General features: G+C 63.8%; 16 protein-coding genes, 1 tRNA gene and 1 pseudogene. 7 read left to right on the top strand and 11 right to left on the bottom strand.

What is annotated here, in order from left to right; translation table 11 throughout:
* Positions 1-495 (top strand): aldo/keto reductase (locus JQK15_RS14425; RefSeq protein WP_214866179.1); only part of this gene is annotated, 495 nt, incomplete at its 5' end.
* A gap of 121 nt (positions 496-616) precedes the next feature.
* Here JQK15_RS14425 and JQK15_RS14420 read toward each other — a convergent pair.
* A tRNA-Ala gene (locus tag JQK15_RS14420) sits at positions 617-692 on the bottom strand.
* 257 nt (positions 693-949) lie between these two features.
* Between JQK15_RS14420 and JQK15_RS14415 the strand changes: the two genes are divergently transcribed.
* On the top strand, positions 950-1,873 hold the full coding sequence (locus JQK15_RS14415; RefSeq protein WP_214866178.1) for a DUF2171 domain-containing protein: 924 nt from the start codon (positions 950-952) through the stop codon (positions 1,871-1,873).
* 46 nt (positions 1,874-1,919) lie between these two features.
* On the opposite strand, the gene JQK15_RS14410 is transcribed toward JQK15_RS14415, so the two are convergent.
* From JQK15_RS14410 to JQK15_RS14400, 3 genes are all read right to left on the bottom strand, one after another.
* Positions 1,920-2,753 (bottom strand): HpcH/HpaI aldolase/citrate lyase family protein, encoded by an 834-nt coding sequence (locus tag JQK15_RS14410; RefSeq protein WP_214866177.1) that lies wholly within the window; start codon positions 2,751-2,753, stop codon positions 1,920-1,922.
* Positions 2,750-3,202 (bottom strand): MaoC family dehydratase, encoded by a 453-nt coding sequence (locus JQK15_RS14405; RefSeq protein ID WP_214866176.1) that lies wholly within the window; start codon positions 3,200-3,202, stop codon positions 2,750-2,752. The genes JQK15_RS14410 and JQK15_RS14405 overlap by 4 nt, the downstream gene beginning before the upstream one ends.
* Before the next feature lie 62 nt (positions 3,203-3,264).
* Positions 3,265-5,106 (bottom strand): acetyl/propionyl/methylcrotonyl-CoA carboxylase subunit alpha, encoded by a 1,842-nt coding sequence (locus tag JQK15_RS14400; RefSeq protein WP_353047202.1) that lies wholly within the window; start codon positions 5,104-5,106, stop codon positions 3,265-3,267.
* A 67-nt stretch (positions 5,107-5,173) separates the two neighbouring features.
* Here JQK15_RS14400 and JQK15_RS14395 point away from each other — a divergent pair, with 67 nt between their 5' ends.
* Positions 5,174-5,506: a GIY-YIG nuclease family protein gene (locus JQK15_RS14395; protein WP_214866174.1), complete on the top strand. Its 333-nt coding sequence runs from the start codon at positions 5,174-5,176 to the stop codon at positions 5,504-5,506.
* Positions 5,507-5,585: 79 nt separating this feature from the next.
* Here JQK15_RS14395 and JQK15_RS14390 read toward each other — a convergent pair whose 3' ends face one another.
* Positions 5,586-7,187: a carboxyl transferase domain-containing protein gene (locus tag JQK15_RS14390; protein ID WP_214866173.1), complete on the bottom strand. Its 1,602-nt coding sequence runs from the start codon at positions 7,185-7,187 to the stop codon at positions 5,586-5,588.
* A 39-nt stretch (positions 7,188-7,226) separates the two neighbouring features.
* On the opposite strand from JQK15_RS14390, the gene JQK15_RS14385 reads away from it, so the two are divergent.
* The gene (locus JQK15_RS14385; RefSeq protein WP_004211232.1) at positions 7,227-7,565 is read left to right on the top strand and encodes a DMT family protein; all 339 of its coding nucleotides are present in this window, start codon (positions 7,227-7,229) and stop codon (positions 7,563-7,565) included.
* Position 7,566: 1 nt separating this feature from the next.
* Here JQK15_RS14385 and JQK15_RS14380 read toward each other — a convergent pair whose 3' ends face one another.
* The gene (locus tag JQK15_RS14380) at positions 7,567-8,712 is read right to left on the bottom strand and encodes an isovaleryl-CoA dehydrogenase (protein ID WP_161731274.1); all 1,146 of its coding nucleotides are present in this window, start codon (positions 8,710-8,712) and stop codon (positions 7,567-7,569) included.
* 85 nt (positions 8,713-8,797) lie between these two features.
* On the opposite strand from JQK15_RS14380, the gene JQK15_RS14375 reads away from it, so the two are divergent.
* Complete coding sequence (locus tag JQK15_RS14375) at positions 8,798-9,670, top strand: LysR family transcriptional regulator (protein WP_214866172.1); 873 nt, start codon at positions 8,798-8,800, stop codon at positions 9,668-9,670.
* Here JQK15_RS14375 and JQK15_RS14370 read toward each other — a convergent pair.
* The gene (locus JQK15_RS14370; RefSeq protein WP_214866171.1) at positions 9,667-10,512 is read right to left on the bottom strand and encodes a bestrophin-like domain; all 846 of its coding nucleotides are present in this window, start codon (positions 10,510-10,512) and stop codon (positions 9,667-9,669) included. The two genes, JQK15_RS14375 and JQK15_RS14370, sit on opposite strands and share 4 nt — an antisense overlap.
* A gap of 402 nt (positions 10,513-10,914) precedes the next feature.
* Here JQK15_RS14370 and JQK15_RS14365 point away from each other — a divergent pair, with 402 nt between their 5' ends.
* Positions 10,915-12,030 carry a BamA/TamA family outer membrane protein gene (locus JQK15_RS14365; RefSeq protein ID WP_353047201.1) on the top strand — a complete coding sequence of 372 codons (1,116 nt, stop codon included), beginning with the start codon at positions 10,915-10,917 and terminating at the stop codon, positions 12,028-12,030.
* Positions 12,031-12,039: 9 nt separating this feature from the next.
* On the opposite strand, the gene JQK15_RS27300 is transcribed toward JQK15_RS14365, so the two are convergent.
* Positions 12,040-12,174 carry a hypothetical protein gene (locus JQK15_RS27300; RefSeq protein ID WP_285236565.1) on the bottom strand — a complete coding sequence of 45 codons (135 nt, stop codon included), beginning with the start codon at positions 12,172-12,174 and terminating at the stop codon, positions 12,040-12,042.
* 74 nt (positions 12,175-12,248) lie between these two features.
* On the opposite strand from JQK15_RS27300, the gene JQK15_RS14360 reads away from it, so the two are divergent.
* Positions 12,249-13,748 (top strand): glycosyltransferase family protein, encoded by a 1,500-nt coding sequence (locus JQK15_RS14360; protein WP_214866169.1) that lies wholly within the window; start codon positions 12,249-12,251, stop codon positions 13,746-13,748.
* Between the two features lie 10 nt (positions 13,749-13,758).
* Here JQK15_RS14360 and JQK15_RS14355 read toward each other — a convergent pair.
* The 3 genes and pseudogenes from JQK15_RS14355 to JQK15_RS14345 all read right to left on the bottom strand — a co-directional run.
* Positions 13,759-13,878: pseudogene (locus tag JQK15_RS14355) on the bottom strand (S-adenosylmethionine:tRNA ribosyltransferase-isomerase); the annotation flags it as partial.
* A 446-nt stretch (positions 13,879-14,324) separates the two neighbouring features.
* Complete coding sequence (locus JQK15_RS14350) at positions 14,325-15,821, bottom strand: arylsulfatase (protein ID WP_214866168.1); 1,497 nt, start codon at positions 15,819-15,821, stop codon at positions 14,325-14,327.
* Between the two features lie 303 nt (positions 15,822-16,124).
* On the bottom strand, positions 16,125-17,312 hold the full coding sequence (locus tag JQK15_RS14345; protein ID WP_214866167.1) for a tyrosine-type recombinase/integrase: 1,188 nt from the start codon (positions 17,310-17,312) through the stop codon (positions 16,125-16,127).
* Positions 17,313-17,526 lie beyond the last annotated feature (214 nt).

The following is a 17,526-nucleotide window of genomic DNA, read 5'->3' as shown; positions in this document are numbered from 1 at the left end:
TTCCTGACCCATCCGCAGGAAGTCGCCGCCAGCCTGACCCGCATGGTCGAAGCCGGCAAGGTGCGCGCGATCGGCGTGTCCAACTATGCGATTCATGAACTCAACGCGCTCCAGAGCTTTCTCGACCTGCCGATCGTCAGCACCCAGCCTGAATTTTCCGCGCTGCGCACGGCGTCGCTCCATGACGGCACGCTCGATCAGGCGATGGCGCGCGACATGGCGGTTCTGGCTTGGTCGCCGCTGGGTGGTGGTCGCCTCGCCAAGGCGCTGCACCCGGCCGCTGTGATGCTTGCAGATCAGGGCGAGCGCTATGGCGTCGATATCACCGCCGCCGCCCTGTCCTGGATCATGGCGCATCCCGCGCGCCCGATTCCCATTGTCGGCAGCCAGTCCGCTGCCCGCATTGCCCGCAGCATCGATGCCTTCAAGGTCGAATGGACCCGCGCCGAATGGTATGCGGTACTCGAAGCGTCGATGGGAGAAAGGCTGCCCTGATCCGCCGGTGCAGGATCGCGATCTTGCTAAGCTATCCGATGATCATGGGGTGCGCCGGCCAGTGGCGTCCGGTCCGCGCCGCCAATGCCACACGGCACAGGTTATTCATTTCGAAGGGAAATGGTGGAGCCTAGGGGGATCGAACCCCTGACCTCGTCATTGCGAACGACGCGCTCTCCCAGCTGAGCTAAGGCCCCAAAGGTGGGCTGCCTATAGGCGAGGGATTTTCGCCTTGCAACGGTCTTTTGCGCAAAAAATCGCCGCCTTTCCTGATCTCGATCAAGAGCCCCGGAAATCGGCCCTTTCCGCCTTCGACAGGGCGGTTGAAAGGCGCGACGTTACCCGCCCGTAACGCCCGGAACGATGGGCCGCCCCACCCATTGATGGCCTGTCGGTGCAATACGCACGCACCACCGGAGGGCGCGATCCTCCGACAAGCACAAGGAGACGGACCATGGGTTATCAAGGCGGACGCCGCTATGGCGGCGATGATCGCTATTCGACCGACTGGGATCGCGGCAACGACCGTTATAATGATCGGTACAGGGCGTCGCGCGACGAGCGCGCCTATCGATACGGCATGCGCGGCCAGTTCAGCGGGCCGGGTGCCCGCCCCTACCCCCAGGGCTATGATCCCGACGAGCGCGGCTTCTTCGACCGGGCGGGCGACGAGATTCGCAGCTGGTTCGGCGATGACGAGGCGGAACGCCGCCGCGAATATGACGAATATTATAATCGCCCCTATGGCGACCCGCGCGACCAGTCGAGCCGGCTTGGCTATGCCTCGGCCGCGCGCAGCGACTATCTGCCCAGCCGTGGCTTTGCCCCCTATACCGGGGAGCGCAGCGGCTATGGCAGCGAGGGCCATGGCTATCGCAACCGCGCCTTCGGCCCGCAGCAGGACTATGGCGCGCATCATGACAGCAACTATTATAGCTGGCGCCAGCAGCGGATCGACGAATTGGACCGCGACTATGCCGAATATCAGCGCGAACATCGCGATCGCTTCAACAGCGAATTCGGCACATGGCGCACCCGTCGCGGTGAACAGCGTCAGGCGGTGACGCAGGTGCGCGAGCATATGGAAGTGGTCGGCAGCGATGGCGAGCATGTCGGCACCGTCGACAAGCTGCGCGGCGACCGCATCATCCTGACCAAAAGCGACAGCGATGCCGGCGGTGTCCACCACTCCATCCCGTCCTCGTGGATCAAGTCGGTCGATGCGACCAAGGTGACGCTGGAGAAGAGCGCGGACGAAGCGCAGCACGCCTGGCGCATCGAGCGCGAACAGCAGGCGCTGTTCGGCGATCGCGACGACACCCGCGGCACCTATGGCGCCGGGTCGTCGACCAATTATGAAAAGAGCCGTTACCGCTAAATCGCGACGGTGAAATGAGAGGCCCGGCCGCGATGCCGGGCCTTTTTCATATGGCGGCCAGCACGCGCTGAGCCTGCACCAGATGCGGGCGATCGATCATCTTGCCATCCAGCTTCAACACCCCGGCACCCGGATTGGCGGCAAAGGCATCGACCACCGCGCGGGCATGATCGACCTCCGCCTGGGTCGGAGTAAAGCCGGCATTGATCGCCGCCACCTGAACCGGGTGGATCGCCATCATGCCGGTAAAGCCGTCGCGCCGCGCCCGGCCGACATAGGCGGCCAGATCGTCCATCGCGTCGATCCGGGGGAAGACCGTGTCGATCGCCGCGACGCCGGCGGCGTGGGCCGCGAACAGGGTCAGGCTGCGCGCCATCTCGATCGGCGCGGTATAGCGGCCATCGGCTTCGCGCGCGCTGGTGGCGCCGATCGAGGCGGGCAGATCCTCCGCGCCCCAGGTGAGGCCGGCCAGCCGATCACGAACGCTGCGATAGCTACCAAGCTCGAACAGGGCGGCGGGCGTTTCCGTGGCGATGGGCAGGATCGGCGGCAGGCGCCGCCGCCCGGCCAGTTCCTCCAGCGCCAGGATGCTGGCCGCCCCTTCCGCCTTGGGCAGCATGATGCCATCGGGCGCCGCCGACAGGATGATGGCCAGATCGTCGGCGGTCTGCCCGCCCTCCAGCGGATTGACCCGGACGAAGGCGGTGCAATTGCGCGCGCCCGCCAGCCAGCCGGCGATCGCATCGCGGGCATAGCCCTTGCGCTCGGGCGCGACCGAATCCTCCAGGTCGAGGATGATCGCATCTGCGCCGCTCGCCGCCGCCTTGTCGAACCGTTCGGGACGATCGCCCGGTACAAAGAGCAGCGAGCGGAGTTTCATGCAGACCTCTTCTTGAGCAACGCCATGCGCAGGCACTGGCAGACAATCTCGTCCCGCTGGTTGAGCAGGCGATGGGTAAAGGTGACGATGCCGGCCTCGGGGCGCGAGCGGCTGTCCTTGAGCTCTGTGACCTCGGTCTCGCAGCGCAGCGTGTCGCCGATGAACACCGGCTTGGGCATGACCAGCTTGTCATAGCCCAGGTTCGCGACCAGCGTGCCCATGGTGGTATCCCCCACCGACAGCCCGATCATCAGCGCGAAGCTGAAGGTGCCGTTGACCAGGATCTGGCCAAATTCCGACGCCTTCGCCGCCTCGGCATCCAGATGCAGCGGCTGGGGATTATGGGTCATGGTCGTGAACAGCAGATTGTCGGTCTCGGTCACCGTGCGGCGCAATTCATGCGCGATCCGGTCGCCCACCTGCCATTCGTCAAAATGCCTGCCCGCCATAGTTCGCCCTCTATATAAATATGCACAATAGTGCAATTATCATTCCATGAAGCCGGATCGGCTCAATCCTCGCCATGATCGATCCGGGCCAGCAGCACGCCCTCGCTCACCTGCCCGCCCTCGGCCGCGTTCAGGTCTGCGACCACGCCATCGAACGGCGCGACCAGGCTATGCTCCATCTTCATCGCTTCGAGCGTCAGCAGCTTCTGGCCCTTGGTCACCGTCTGCCCGGCCGTCACCGCCACGGCAATGATGCGGCCGGGCATGGGCGACAGGATCGCACCGTCCGACGCCGCACCACCGGCACCACCGGCAACGCGCCAGGGCGTCATTTCCCAGACCTGCCCGCCCTCGGCAATCAGCACATCCTCCAGCGGCCGGGCGTCGCCCAGGCGCGGATCATAGCGCACCGCATGGGGATGGCCGTTCAACAGGAAATTCGCTTCCGCCCGGACCGGCGCATTGAGGCGGAAGCCGGCCAGCGCCCCGCCCGGCGTCAGCGCCGCTGCCGCGTCAGCCAGTGCCGCGTCGGACGGATCGGCCGGCGGCAACAGCGCGTCGCCCTCCCGCGCGATCAGGCCGGTGTCGAGCCGGGCCGCCGCGAAATCCGCATTCTCCAGCGCCTTGACCAGAAAGCCCGCATTGGTGCGCAGCGGCCAGATCACCGTATCATCAAGCGACGCCGCCAGCCGCAGCCGTGCCGCGTCGCGCGTGTCGCCATGGGCGATGACCTTGGCGATCATCGGATCATAATAGGGCGAAATTGCCGCCCCTTCCTCGACGCCGGTATCGATGCGCGCACCGCCGCCCAGTTCGAACCTGTCGAGCGTGCCGATCGAGGGCAGGAAGCCCTTGGCCGGATCCTCGGCATAGAGGCGCGCTTCCATCGCCCAGCCATTGATCGACAGTTGCTCCTGCGTCCGCGGCAACGGCTCGCCCGATGCGACGCGCAACTGCCATTCGACCAGATCCTGGCCGGTAATCTCCTCGGTCACGGGATGTTCGACCTGGAGCCGGGTGTTCATTTCCATGAACCAGATGCGGTCGGCGCGTAGCCCGTCCGATCCGTCGGCGATGAACTCGATCGTGCCGGCGCCGACATAGTCGACCGCCTTCGCCGCATTGACCGCCGCCTGGCACACGGCCGCGCGGGTCGCTTCATCCATGCCCGGCGCAGGCGCTTCCTCTATCACCTTCTGGTGGCGGCGCTGGAGCGAGCAGTCGCGCTCGAACAGATGGACGACATGACCATGTTTGTCGCCGAACACCTGCACCTCGATATGGCGCGGGTTGGTGATCCATTTTTCCAGCAGCACCTGGTCATTGCCGAAGCTGGACGCCGCCTCGCGCCGGCAGGACAGCAAGGCGTCAGCGAAGTCAGCTGCGGCGTCCACCTTGCGCATGCCCTTGCCGCCGCCGCCGGCGACCGCCTTGATGAGGACCGGATAGCCGATCGCGTCGGCCTCCGCCGCCAGCCGTTCGGGCGACTGGTCTTCGCCCAGATAGCCCGGCGTGGTCGGCACGCCGGCATCCTGCATCAGTGTCTTGGCCGCGTCCTTCAGGCCCATGGCGGTGATGGAGGACGGGTTGGGGCCGACCCAGATCAGGCCGGCATCGATCACCGCCTGCGCAAATTCGGCATTTTCCGACAGGAAGCCATAGCCAGGATGGATCGCCTGTGCCCCTGTCGCTTTCGCTGTCGCGATGATGCGCTCGCCGACCAGATAGGATTCGCGCACCGGGGACGGGCCGATATGCACCGCCTCGTCCGCCTCGCGCACATGCAGCGCATCGGCGTCGGCATCGGAATAGACCGCGATCGTGCGGATACCCAGCCGCCGCGCGGTGCGGATGATGCGACAGGCAATCTCGCCCCGATTGGCGATGAGGAGGGATTCAAGCACCACAGTCTCCCAATTCGTCATGCTGAACTTGTTTCAGCATCCATTTCGCCGCAGGCTGGGCATTGCGATGGAAAGACAGCCATGCGTCTATATTTTGAGCAGCAAGCCCTATGGCACGCTCTATATCGGCGTGACCTCCGATCTTGTCGGCCGGCTCTATCAGCATCGCACCGATAGCATCGCCGGTTTCACCAAGCGCCACGCCGTCCATCGCCTCGTCCGATTCGAGATGTTCGGCAGCATGGAAACCGCTATCCTCCGCGAGAAGCAGCTCAAGCGCTGGCACCGGCAATGGAAGATCAACCTGATCGAGAGCGACAATCCGCATTGGGCCGACCTTGCACCCTCCATCGGGCTTCCAGCCTTGCCCCCGATGGATGCTGAAACAAGTTCAGCATGACGATGGGGCCTAATGGCGGTCCCCCTCCCCGAGACAAGATCAGGGAGGAATGAGAGGGGCAGCATCGCCTCCACCCCGATCACATCCGGAACACGCCGAACTGGGCGCGTTCCTCCACCGGCGCGTTCAAGGCGGCGGCGAAGGCCAACCCCAGCACATCCCGTGTCTGGGCCGGGTCGATCACGCCATCGTCCCACAGGCGCGAGGTCGCGAAATAGGGATTGCCTTCATCCTCATATTTCTGGCGCACCGGCGCCTTGAAGGCCTCCGCCTCTTCCGGCGTCCATCTGGCGGCGTCGCGGTGGACGGTCGCCAGCACGCTCGCCGCCTGTTCGCCGCCCATCACGCTGATGCGGGCATTGGGCCAGGTGAAGAGGAAGCGCGGCTGATAGGCGCGGCCACACATCCCGTAATTGCCCGCGCCGAAGCTGCCGCCGATCAGCACGGTGATCTTGGGCACCTGCGCCGTGGCCACCGCCGTCACCAGCTTCGCGCCATGTTTGGCGATCCCCTCCGCCTCATATTTGCCGCCGACCATGAATCCCGAGATATTCTGGAGGAACAGCAGCGGAATGCGCCGCTGGCAGGCCAGTTCGATGAAATGGGCGCCCTTCTGCGCGCTTTCGCTGAACAGCACGCCGTTGTTCGCTAGGATCGCCACCGGCATGCCCCAGATATGGGCGAATCCGCAGACCAATGTGGTGCCGTATAGCGGCTTGAACTCGTGAAATTCGCTGCCGTCGACGATCCGCGCGATCACTTCGCGCACATCATAGGGCGCGCGCACATCCTGGGGGATGATGCCATAGAGATCGGCCGGGTCGAACCTGGGCGGGCGCGGGTCGCGCAGGTTGAGGTCGCTCTGGCGATCGGGCTGCAGGGTCGAGACGATGTCGCGCACGATCGACAGAGCATGCTCGTCATTGTCCGCGACATGATCGACCACGCCGGACTTGCGGCCATGCAGGTCGCCACCGCCCAGATCCTCGGCACTGATGACCTCGCCCGTCGCCGCCTGCACCAGCGGGGGGCCGGCGAGGAAGATGGTGCCCTGGTTGCGGACGATCACCGTCTCGTCCGACATCGCCGGGACATAGGCGCCGCCGGCGGTGCAACTGCCCATGACGCAGGCGATCTGCGGAATGCCGCGCGCCGACAGGTTCGCCTGATTGTAGAAGATGCGGCCGAAATGGTCGCGGTCGGGAAAGACCTCCGCCTGGTTGGGCAGGTTGGCGCCGCCGCTGTCGACCAGATAAACGCATGGCAGCCGGTTTTCGAGCGCGATTTCCTGCGCGCGCAAATGCTTCTTCACCGTGACCGGATAGTAAGTGCCGCCCTTTACCGTCGCATCGTTGCAGGCGATCATCACCTGTCGCCCCGACACCCGGCCGATGCCGGCGATCATGCCAGCGCCCGGCACCTCATCGCCATATTGGCCATTGGCGGCGAGCTGGCCAATCTCAAGGAAGGGCGAACCGGGATCGAGCAGCCGTTCGACCCGATCGCGCGGCAACAACTTGCCGCGCCCGGTGTGCTTGTCACGCGCGGCCGGCGATCCACCCAGCGCCGCGTCGGCAACCTTGGTGCGCAATTCTTCCGCCAGCGCGCGATTATGCGTGGCATTGGCGCGGAAGCCTTCGCCGTCGGGCGACAGCTTGCTGTCCAGAACCGGTGCGCTCATGCCCTCGCCTTCCCGGCGTCCGCGTGCCACAGAGCAGATATGCCCACCATCATTCTCCTCATCCTCTCCAACCTGTTCATGACCACCGCCTGGTACTGGCACCTCAAGGGCGGCATGAACAAACCGCTGATGCTGGTCATCCTGATCAGCTGGGCGATCGCCTTCGTCGAATATTGCCTGGCGGTGCCCGCCAACCGCATCGGCTTTGCCCATGGCTGGTCCGCCGGACAACTCAAGATCGCGCAGGAAGCCATCGCCCTCGTGATCTTCGGCATCTTCATGGTTACGGTGCTGGGCGAACCGCTCCACTGGCGCCACGCGGCAGCCTTTGCCTGCATCATGGCGGCGGTCGGCTTCCTGTTCGTGGGGCGGAGCTGAATCACGCCCCAATTAATTCCCGGCCGATCAGCATCCGGCGGATCTCGTTGGTGCCGGCACCAATATCGAGCAGCTTGGCGTCGCGCATATAGCGTTCGACCGGCCAGTCCTTCGTGTAGCCCGCACCGCCCAGCGCCTGCACCGCCTCCAGCGCGACCTTCATCGCATTTTCGCTGGCCAGCAGGATGGCGCCGGCCGCATCGAAGCGCGTGGTCTTTCCCGCGTCACAGGCGCGCGCCACGGCATAGACATAGGCGCGCGCACTGTTGAGCGCGACATACATGTCGGCGACCTTGGCCTGCATTAACTGGAAGGCACCGATCGGCTTGCCGAACTGCCTGCGCTCGCGAACATAGGGCAGCACCGTGTCGAGACAGGCCTGCATGATGCCGAGCTGGATGCCGGCAAGCACGGTGCGTTCATAGTCGAGGCCCGACATGAGCACACCCGCGCCGCCATTCAGCGGCCCCATGATATTCTCTTCGGGCACTTCGCAATCGTCGAACACCAGTTCGGCGGTCGGGCTGCCGCGCATGCCGACCTTGTCGATCTTCTGGCCGATCGAGAAGCCGGCAAAGCCCTTCTCGATCAGGAAGGTGGTGATGCCCTTGGAGCCCTCACCGGTCTTGGCATAGACGACCAGCGTGTCCGCCTCGGTCGCGTTGGTGATCCAGAATTTGGTGCCGTTGAGGACGTAGCGATCACCCTTCTTCTCGGCCTTCAGCTTCATCGACACGACATCGGACCCGGCGCCGGCCTCCGACATGGCAAGGCTGCCGACATGCTCGCCGGAAATCAGCTTGGGCAGATAGCGCGCCTTCTGCGCGTCATTGCCCCAGCGGCGGATCTGGTTGACGCAGAGGTTTGAGTGCGCGCCATAGCTGAGACCTATGGAGGCCGAGGCCCGCGCCACTTCCTCCTGCGCCACCACATGCTCCAGATAGCCCAGGCCCAGGCCGCCATCCGCCTCGTCCACGGTGATGCCGTGCAGGCCAAGCGCGCCCATGGCGGGCCACAGGTCGCGGGGGAACCAGTCCTTGGCGTCGATCTCAGCCGCCAGCGGGGCGATATGATCGGCGGCAAAACGGGCGGTGCTTTCGCGGATCATGTCCGCATGCTCGCCCAGGGCGAAATCGAAGTCGGTCATTGGCATCTCTCCTGCGCCGCACCCTAGTCCTGAACGCGGCAAGGGAAAAATTGAAACCACGGGCAGGAGTGTATAGTTTCCATCTATGATCGAACGCTATCTGCTGCGCTATTTCCTGGCGGTCGTGGACCAGGGCAATTTCTCCCGTGCGGCGGCGCATTGCCTGGTGTCGCAACCGACCTTGTCGGTCGGCATCGCCAAGCTGGAACAGGCGGTCGGCGCGCCCTTGTTTCTGCGCAGCAACCAGCGGGTCGAACTAACCGAGGCCGGCAGCCGGCTGCTCAGCCACGCCCGGCGGATCGAGCGCGAGTTCAATCTGGCCGAACAGGCCGGCGCACAGACGGCCGAAATACAGACGCTGCGCATCGGCCTGCTGACCAGCATCGCCGGCGCGCCGGTGGCGGCGGCGGTCGCCGCCTGCCCGGCCGAGGCGCGTGGCCGGGTGGAGTATATTCCGGGGTCGGAGCGCGAATTGCTCGGGCGCCTGGATGCCGAGCGGATCGACGTGGCGCTGACCCTGGTGCGGCCGGGCGCGGAAGAGCGTTATGCGGCGCAGATATTGGCCGAGGAAGGCTATGGCCTGGCCCTGCCTGCCGGCCATCGCCTCGCCGGGCGCGAGACGATCGCGGCGGAGGAACTGGCGGGCGAAACGATGATCGTGCGCCGTCATTGCGAGGCGCTGTCGGCGACCAGCCGCTATTTCGTCGATCGCGGCATCCGCCCGCATTTCGCCTATCGATCGACCAATGACGAGCGGGTGATGCAGATGGTGGCGGCCGGCCTGGGCGTCACGGTGATGCCGCTGGGCTATCAATGGCCCGGCATGGCGCGCGCGGCGCTGCGCGACTTTGGCGAGCGGCGGACGATCGGCCTGCTCCATGGCCCGCGCGCCATTCATCTGCGCGAGACGCCACCGCCGATGCTGCGCGCATTGGCGATGGCATTCGGTCGCGCTTAGGTCGCTGGTGCCACGACCGGCTTGCGCCAAATGTCGAAGGTGCCGGGCGGTTGCTGTTTCAGCGTCTCGCGTAGTTCGATCATCGGCCCCTGGCTTTCGACGATATTGCCGCCCGCCGGCCGGTCGATGTCGATGATCAGCATGTAGGACATGGTGAAGAGCAGGAACAATATGCCCGCCAGCATCCGTCCCTGCGTTTCCGACCGGGCATAGCCCAGCATCCCCGCAGTCACCGCGATATAGACCCATAGCGCCAGGAACACCTCGCCCGGTACCCGCACCTTGCGCGCCGCCTTGCGCGCGCTGTCCATGTCGATCACTTCGTTGACGGTCGAATGGAGCGAGGAGGCCAGCGCGGAATTGCCGATCGTGTCAGTCGCCGCCAGCGTGCCGGCCCATAGCTCGACCAGCAGCCGATCGCTGGCGACGATCAAGGGCGCCATTTTGTCGGGGCTGGCCGTGCCGAGTTCGACGCGATTATTGGTGTAGTTGACCAATATCTGCGACATCCGCGTGCGATGCGGTTCGGGCAGGCCCTGGACCCGCAAATAGCTGGTGCCGATGGCATTGGCTTCCTGCAGCACCAGCGCCCGGCGCGTTTCGAACCGGCCGACCGCCAGCGCGAAAGTGAAGCCCAGCAGCAGCGCAACCAGGCCGATCACGGCGGAGACGATATAGCCTTCCGCCCCATTTTCTTCGGTCGCGCCCTTGTGCGTCAACAGCCGCCGCACCCGCTGCCGCAGGACATAGCCGGCCGTCGCCGTCAGCGTCATGGTCGCCAGCATCAGAAACCCGACCAGCAGGATGGGCAGCTTGTCCAGAAATTCCGCCAGATTGGCCATATGACCCCCTCAGTCTATCGGGGGCAGCATGTGCCGTTTCAGGGGCCGGGAACCATCGGGCGAAACACCGGCATGGCTCAGGGATTATCCCTAGTGGTGACCGGTCGACGCCGGCTTTCCATGACGATAGTCAGGCGAGAGCGCAAAGCGATCGACATGTGGGGGCATTGCCATTTCAGTCGCTTGCGCATGCCCTGCCCTGCATCCGTCCGCTCGCATTCCCCCGACCGTCACGGCGCAATTCGACGGCTTTGCCTTGAAGCTGCGCAAGATCGCCGGCCATGCTTCAGTGTTTGTCCCGATGGCTCCTCTGCCGGAGATGAGGGATGGATAGAGCATGGCCATCCGCCCGCCTCTCCCACAGGCCCCGGTATGATCCGGCGCTATCGCCTCGGATGCGTGGTGCTTGCGTCCGTCCCCAGCCTGTCAGCGGGCATGGCGACGGCCCAGAGCGAGACCGATGCGAACAGCCTGTCACGCGCCCTGCCCGCTGAAGGCAGCACGGCGCCCTCCACCACCCGCAAGCCTCAAATCCTCTTCGCGCCCGTGCCGCTGTCCAATCCGGCAACCGGCACCGGCCTCGCCGCAGGTGCCATCGCCTTCTACAATCCCAATGCCGCGCCCCAGCAGTGGATCAGTGCCGGCGGCATCATCTACACCTCCCGCGGGACCAGGGGCGTCGGCGCCTTTCATTCCATGTCGTTCGACAAGGATCGGCTGCGCTTCAGCGCCAGCCTCTCCTATATCGACGATCGCAACGACTATTATGGGATCGGCGCGGCTGCGGGCGATGACGGCGTCCATCGCGAAATCGACAGCAAGCAGTTCAACATCGACCTGCAGGCGTTGATGCGCGTCTTCCCGCGCGGCTATGCCGGCATCCGCTACCGCCTGCGCACCACCGACGCGCGGCTGAAAGAGGCGGAGGCCGAATCCTTGCCGGCGCCGCCGCTCGACGCCATGAACAGCAATCTGTCCGCGATCGGCCCGAGCTTTGCCTATGATACGCGCGACAGCGCGACCCAACCGCATCGGGGCGTGATGTTGAGCGCCAACTGGCTGTTCGGCCTGCGCGCCCTGGGCGACAGCTATAGCCATGACAAGTTGCAGATGGCCGCCAACAGCTATCTGCCGATCGGCGCCGGCACGGTGATCGCACTGCGGGGCGCGCTATGTGCCGCCGGGGGCAACGCCCCTTATTATGATCTGTGCCTGTTCGGCGCGAACAACGATCTGCGCGGCTATGTCACCGGTCGCTATCGCGATAAGGCCAGTTGGGCGACGCAGGCCGAATGGCGCCAGCATGTCAGCGGCCGTTGGGGCGCGACCGCCTTTGTCGGGCTGGGCGGCATCGCGCCATCGGTCGGCACGATCATCGTCAAGGGCAAGCTGCTGCCGGCCGGCGGCATAGGCCTGCGCTATCGTCCTTTCCGCAGCAATGACGTGCAGTTGCGCGTCGACCTTGCGGCGGGAAAGGACGATCATGCCGTCTATGTCGGGATTGCGGAGGCCTTCTAGCCACCAGGTTCAACCTTGCGGCAGCAGCAGCGAGGAATCCCCATAGCTGTAGAACCGATAGCGCCACGCGACCAAGGTGCGGCTTTCCTCGGCGAAAGGGCGGATCACACCATCCTCGCTGGCCGCGACACCACCCCCGACCACGAAGCCCGCCTTCACTTATCCATATATTAACCATGGCAAATCACTGTCCTCGCAATTCATCCGAGGATCCGATCTTGCCCGAAACTTCCGCCGCGCGCCGGTTGCCCGCGACACCGATCATCCTGCTGACCGGCAGTTTCTTCCTCCTTGGCGCCCTCTATCTGGTCGGCATGCGCTTAAGCTTGGCGAACACGACCCCATTGTGGCTCGATGAAACCTGGAGCGGGATGATCGCGACGCGACCGGACTGGTCGTCCTTCTGGCGCGAGGCCTGGCTCGATTGCAATCCGCCACTCTATTATCTGCTGCTGACAGGCTGGGTGACGCTGTTCGGCGACAGCAATCTGATGCTGCGCCTCCCCTCCATCCTGTTCGTCCTCGCCGCCGCCCTGTTGCCGCTGCTCTGGCGCCCGCGCACGCTCGGTCGCACCGGCGCCTGGACATGGGCCGCCCTCCTCTTTCTGTGGCCGCCCAATCTGGGCATCATGGTGGACGCACGCGGCTATGGCCTGATGATGCTGCTGTCGACCGCATCCTGCCTGACCGTCGCGCATCTGCTTGAGCGATTGACGCTACGCTGGGCGATGCTATGGGTCGGGCTTGGAACACTGATGTTCCTCACCCATTATTATGCCGCCGTCCTGATCCTGGGCCAGATACTGGTGCTGCTGTACCGACATCGCCTGAACCTGGCGCGGATGTGGCCGGCGATGATCGTGGCGACACCGGGCCTTGGCTGGTTCGCCTATCATCTGCCCCGGCTGGCAGACTATGCGCGCGACGATGTCGCCTGGTATGATCCCACCAGCCTGTCCCGAGCGATGCTCAACCTCGCCTTCGTCCTGGGCGCGCAGAATATCGTCGCCCTGTTCGCGGTCATCGCGCTTGTCATCGTCGCGACGATCCATATGCGGCGCCAGCAATCCGATATCCTATCGAGCGGCAGCGACCCGTTGCCGCTGACGGCACTGACGGCGGTGATCGGCTTTGCCATTGCGATCCTGGTCAGCCTGTTCCAGCCGTCCCTGACCGACCGTTATCTGGTGCCACTGGTGCCAAGCGCGATGCTGGGCCTGACCCTGTTGATCCAGCGCACGCCGCGCCCCGATCATGCCGCACTGGGCATGGCTTTCGCCTTCATGGCGCCGGTCCTCAACCCCGCGCTGATGCGAACCGAACTGGGCGACCGAACGATCTACGGCTATGAACAGGGCAGCGACTTCATCCGCGCGGAACGGCCCGACCGTGTCCTGTTCCTATGGGATTCCCCCTCGGCAAAGATCATGGATCGCGCATCGCTTGCGGCCATCGGCGGCTATTTCCTGACACGGGCCGGAATGGACCTGCCAGTGGAACCGCTGGTCGTGGACCGCAGGGCCGATCCGAACGCAATATTGCGCGCCCATGCCATAAACGGCCGCCCCGCGCTGATCTGGCTATATAATGCCCATTATCGTTCGGCCGCCAAGGACCATCCGCCGACATTGCAGGATGACCCGTCCTGGCACTGCAACCGCGGCACCCGCACCGACATTGTCGGCAGCATCGCCTGCGTCAAACGAGCGGATCAATGACCGATCGCCGTCACGGCAGCAGCAGCGAAGAGTCCCCATAGCTGTAGAAGCGATAGCCGGTGGCGATCGCATGGGCGTAGACCTGCTGCATCCGATCGCGGCCCATCAAGGCACTTACCAGCATGAACAGGGCAACGGCGATACGGAATTTATCCAATAATTTTCATAGGTTAAGCTCAGTTTAGGCCTCGCGTTTTCGCATTGCCCCACGCAATTCCCACGCTAAGCCAACGTTCGATATGGACGCGTTTCCACGTGAAAATGCTTTGGTAGGAAGAGGGCATTGAAAGTTGCCCCATCGACGCCCCACCGAGAGGGAATGCTGCCGGTCGCCCATCGACCAACTGTGGCCGTTCAGCCGCCGCTTCTCAATTCCAGGGTGCAGTCGGTCCGCGTCTGGAGTTTCCATGCGCAAGACCGGCTGTGATGGGAATGAAAAGGGCCGGGCGTCCTATCAGCACCTCATTCCCCTCCCCAGGCTGATGACCCGTTCCGGCTGATACACCTGACGAGAGGCGCGTGTGCCATCCACTTGCCCCTCGCCATGATGCAACTGGCGCTACCCTATGTTGCCGGTCAGTTCTGGTTCGGGCTCGCCGTTCCGATCTTGTCCATGGCGTCACTGACCGTCCAGCTCGCCGCCTTGGCGCGCGGAGGAAACTTCTTGAAGCTTTCCAGCAGGTGGGCAACGATCGCTTGCGCGGGCACCATCAAGAACATGCGGTGCGCGATGAAATCACCATAATAGATGCTTTCGGGGCCGCGTTCGAACGGGTCTGATCGCAGATTGATCATCATCGGCGCGCGTAGCGCGGTGAACTGGCCTTGCCAGACGCCGACGGGCGTGCGCGGACTGATCTCGGCATTCTGGGCCAGGAAGTTGACCTTCCACTGGTTGACGCGGATCGCCATCAGGTCGCCGTCGTCGCTCCAATAGGCGAAGCCCTTGCGCGGCGCTTCCGTCTCGTCGCCCTTGAAGAACGGCATCAGATTGTAACCGTCCAGATGAACCTTGAACTTGGTGTCGCCGATCTTCCCGCCCTTCTTCACCCGCTCGACCACATCGCTGTCGCCCGCCGCGGCGGCCAGCGTCGGCAGAAAGTCTTCATGCGCGCAGATGTCGTTGATCACCTGGCCGGGCTCGATCACGCCGGGCCAGCGGATGACGCAGGGTACGCGGAAGCCGCCTTCCCAGTTGGTCGCCTTCTCGCCCTTGAAGGGCGTGGTGCCGCCGTCGGGCCAGGTGAAGCATTCGGCACCATTGTCCGTGGTGTAGACGACGATGGTATCCTTGGTCACGCCAAGCTCGTCGACCAGGTCGAGCAATTCGCCGACATGCCCGTCATGCTCGACCATCCCATCGGGATAGATGCCAAGGCCGGTCTTGCCTTTCGAGGCGTCCTTGAGGTGGGTGAAGATGTGCATCCGGGTGGAGTTGAAATAGCAGAACCAGGGGCCGCCTGCGTCATGGTTGCGCTTGATGAAGTCCTTGGCGTCAGCGAGGAACTCCTCGTCCATCGTCTCCATCCGCTTCTTGCTCATCGGGCCGGTATTTTCGATCGTCTGGCCGCCCTTGCCATCGGCCTTGCACCGCAGTACGCCGCGCGGGCCATATTTCTCGCGAAATTTCGGATCCTTGGGGTAATCCTCATTCTCCGGCTCCTCCTCGGCATTCAGATGATAGAGGTTGCCGAAAAATTCGTCGAAGCCGTGCATGGTCGGCAGATGCTCGTCGCGGTCGCCGAGATGGTTCTTGCCGAACTGCCCCGTCGCATAGCCCTGCGCCTTGAGCACCTGGGCGATGCAGGGATCATCCGGTCCCAGACCCTGATCGGCCCCCGGCAGGCCGACCTTGGTCAGGCCGGTGCGGATCGGCGATTGGCCGGTCAGGAACGCGGCGCGGCCCGCGGTGCAGCTTTGCTGGGCATACCAGTCGGTAAAGCGCGCACCCTCCTGGGCAATGCGATCGATATTCGGCGTCTTGTAGCCCATCATACCGCTATTGTAACAACTGGCGTTAAACCAGCCGATATCGTCACCCATGATGAAAAGGATGTTGGGTTGCTTTGCCATTGACAGGGCCTCCATCAGTTTTCGCGGACATGATGGATGTGACAATCAGCGCGCGTGCGGTATCAGTGAAAACCCCGGAAGCGTCCCTGCCTGCCCCTGGCGCGTCAGCGGCATCATGTGGATCGATCTTGAGCGAGCGAACTGCAGATGCGACAGTTCCACATGTAGGCGTCCGCTTGATCCATCCGACGGCTGGAAAGCTGACAGTCCGCTCCCCACCCTTTCCGGCCGAAAAAATAATAAAAATGCCCCCGGCCACCCAGACACGGAATTTCCGCGAATGAGCAGCCGGGGGCGAAGGTTTTAGCTGATTGCCATGGTCGGCCCGAGACTTTGGCCGATCAGGTTCGCTGCCGCATTAGAAGCCCCGCGAAGGGTTTCGTCGGCGACATGGGCGTATCGCTCCGTGGTGCGGCTGGAGGCATGCCCCAGCGCCTTGGAAACGATGAAGATGGAGTAGCCTGCCTCGACCAGCCATGAGGCAAAGCTGTGGCGGCAATCATGTATCCGAAGGTCGGGCAGTCCCGCCGCCTTCCTGGCCTTGTCCCAGGCGTGATGAATGGAGCCATAGGGCTTCATCGTTTCCGGGTTCGGCACCAACCATTCGGACTGATCCCGATAGCGCAGGGAGTGAATGACAGCGATCGCTTGGTCTGACAGCGGGACATGCCGGGTCTTGCTGGTTTTCGCTCGCTCCATAGGGATGCGCCAGACGCGACGTTCCAGGTCGATTTCAGACCATTTCGCGTCCAGCAGTTCCCGCTTCCGGCACCCGGTCAGCAGCAGCAATCGAACGATTGAACCGAGCTGGGTGTTGGGGCTGGCATCGACAGCATCGAGCAGCCGCTGAGTATCCTCCTTGGACAGGAAGCGCTCGATCTGGTTCTCGCACGCCTTTTGCGGCACACCCTGGAGCGGATTGATCTCTGCCCCCGGCATGCCCCAGCGCTTCGCCATCTTGTACATGAGCGACAGGATCACCTGCCAGCGATTGACGGTGGCCTGCGCGTACCCCTCCTTTCTGCGCTTCATGTCGAGCCAGTCCATGATTTCCGTCTGACCCAACTCGTTCAGGTGCCGCTTGCCGAACTTGGGCAGCACATGGTTGCGAAGGTAACGCTCGTCGATGTCGTGGCTCCGCTTATAGGTGCAGACATATTCCATGTATCGGTCCGCCAGTTCAGCAACCGTCGCCATCCTGCGGACAACAGCCTTCTCTTCGGCTGGATCCTTGCCCATGGTAACGCGGGCCTTCGCCTGCTTGGCAAGCTTTCGTGCCTGATCGCAGGTGATGTCAGCAGCGTTACCGAGCTTGAGTTGCTTCTGTTTGTTATATTCGTTTCGATATCGCAGCGAATAAGTGCGCGAACCGCTTGGATAGATTTCGACGATGAAGCCGGAGATATGTGTGTCGTGCAGTCGGACCGACTTCTGCCCCGAGGGACAATGGGTGGTCATGACGGTTGTCTGATCCAATTTGACGTGCGTCATCAAACTTTTCCTTTCGGATGAATTAGTTGGGGAGATTTCGAGCGTCGCCAGCGCGCGAGAGGCGGCGCGGAGGGGGACGGCCCGGAAAAGGGGCGATCGGCGCTGTGGGATTGGCCAAATCGCCCGGAACTGTGCCTCGCCCCCGAAAGGGGCGACCTCACGACCTTCGTCGGACTGGCAGCAGCAGAAGTTGGTGGGGGCAAGGGCGGCGGCG

The organism is Sphingobium sp. BHU LFT2 (assembly GCF_018604485.1).
Taxonomy (GTDB): domain Bacteria; phylum Pseudomonadota; class Alphaproteobacteria; order Sphingomonadales; family Sphingomonadaceae; genus Sphingobium; species Sphingobium yanoikuyae_A.
This window is presented reverse-complemented; position numbering and strand designations above follow the sequence as displayed.

What these genes read in the sequence shown, in the direction of transcription:
- JQK15_RS14415 (WP_214866178.1), top strand. Translation starts at nt 950, where the DNA reads ATGGGTTATCAAGGCGGACGCCGCTATGGCGGCGATGATCGCTATTCG.
- JQK15_RS14410 (WP_214866177.1), bottom strand. Translation starts at nt 2,753, where the DNA reads ATGAAACTCCGCTCGCTGCTCTTTGTACCGGGCGATCGTCCCGAACGG.
- JQK15_RS14405 (WP_214866176.1), bottom strand. Translation starts at nt 3,202, where the DNA reads ATGGCGGGCAGGCATTTTGACGAATGGCAGGTGGGCGACCGGATCGCG.
- JQK15_RS14395 (WP_214866174.1), top strand. Translation starts at nt 5,174, where the DNA reads ATGGAAAGACAGCCATGCGTCTATATTTTGAGCAGCAAGCCCTATGGC.
- JQK15_RS14390 (WP_214866173.1), bottom strand. Translation starts at nt 7,187, where the DNA reads ATGAGCGCACCGGTTCTGGACAGCAAGCTGTCGCCCGACGGCGAAGGC.
- JQK15_RS14385 (WP_004211232.1), top strand. Translation starts at nt 7,227, where the DNA reads ATGCCCACCATCATTCTCCTCATCCTCTCCAACCTGTTCATGACCACC.
- JQK15_RS14380 (WP_161731274.1), bottom strand. Translation starts at nt 8,712, where the DNA reads ATGACCGACTTCGATTTCGCCCTGGGCGAGCATGCGGACATGATCCGC.
- JQK15_RS14375 (WP_214866172.1), top strand. Translation starts at nt 8,798, where the DNA reads ATGATCGAACGCTATCTGCTGCGCTATTTCCTGGCGGTCGTGGACCAG.
- JQK15_RS14370 (WP_214866171.1), bottom strand. Translation starts at nt 10,512, where the DNA reads ATGGCCAATCTGGCGGAATTTCTGGACAAGCTGCCCATCCTGCTGGTC.
- JQK15_RS14350 (WP_214866168.1), bottom strand. Translation starts at nt 15,821, where the DNA reads ATGGCAAAGCAACCCAACATCCTTTTCATCATGGGTGACGATATCGGC.
- JQK15_RS14345 (WP_214866167.1), bottom strand. Translation starts at nt 17,312, where the DNA reads ATGACGCACGTCAAATTGGATCAGACAACCGTCATGACCACCCATTGT.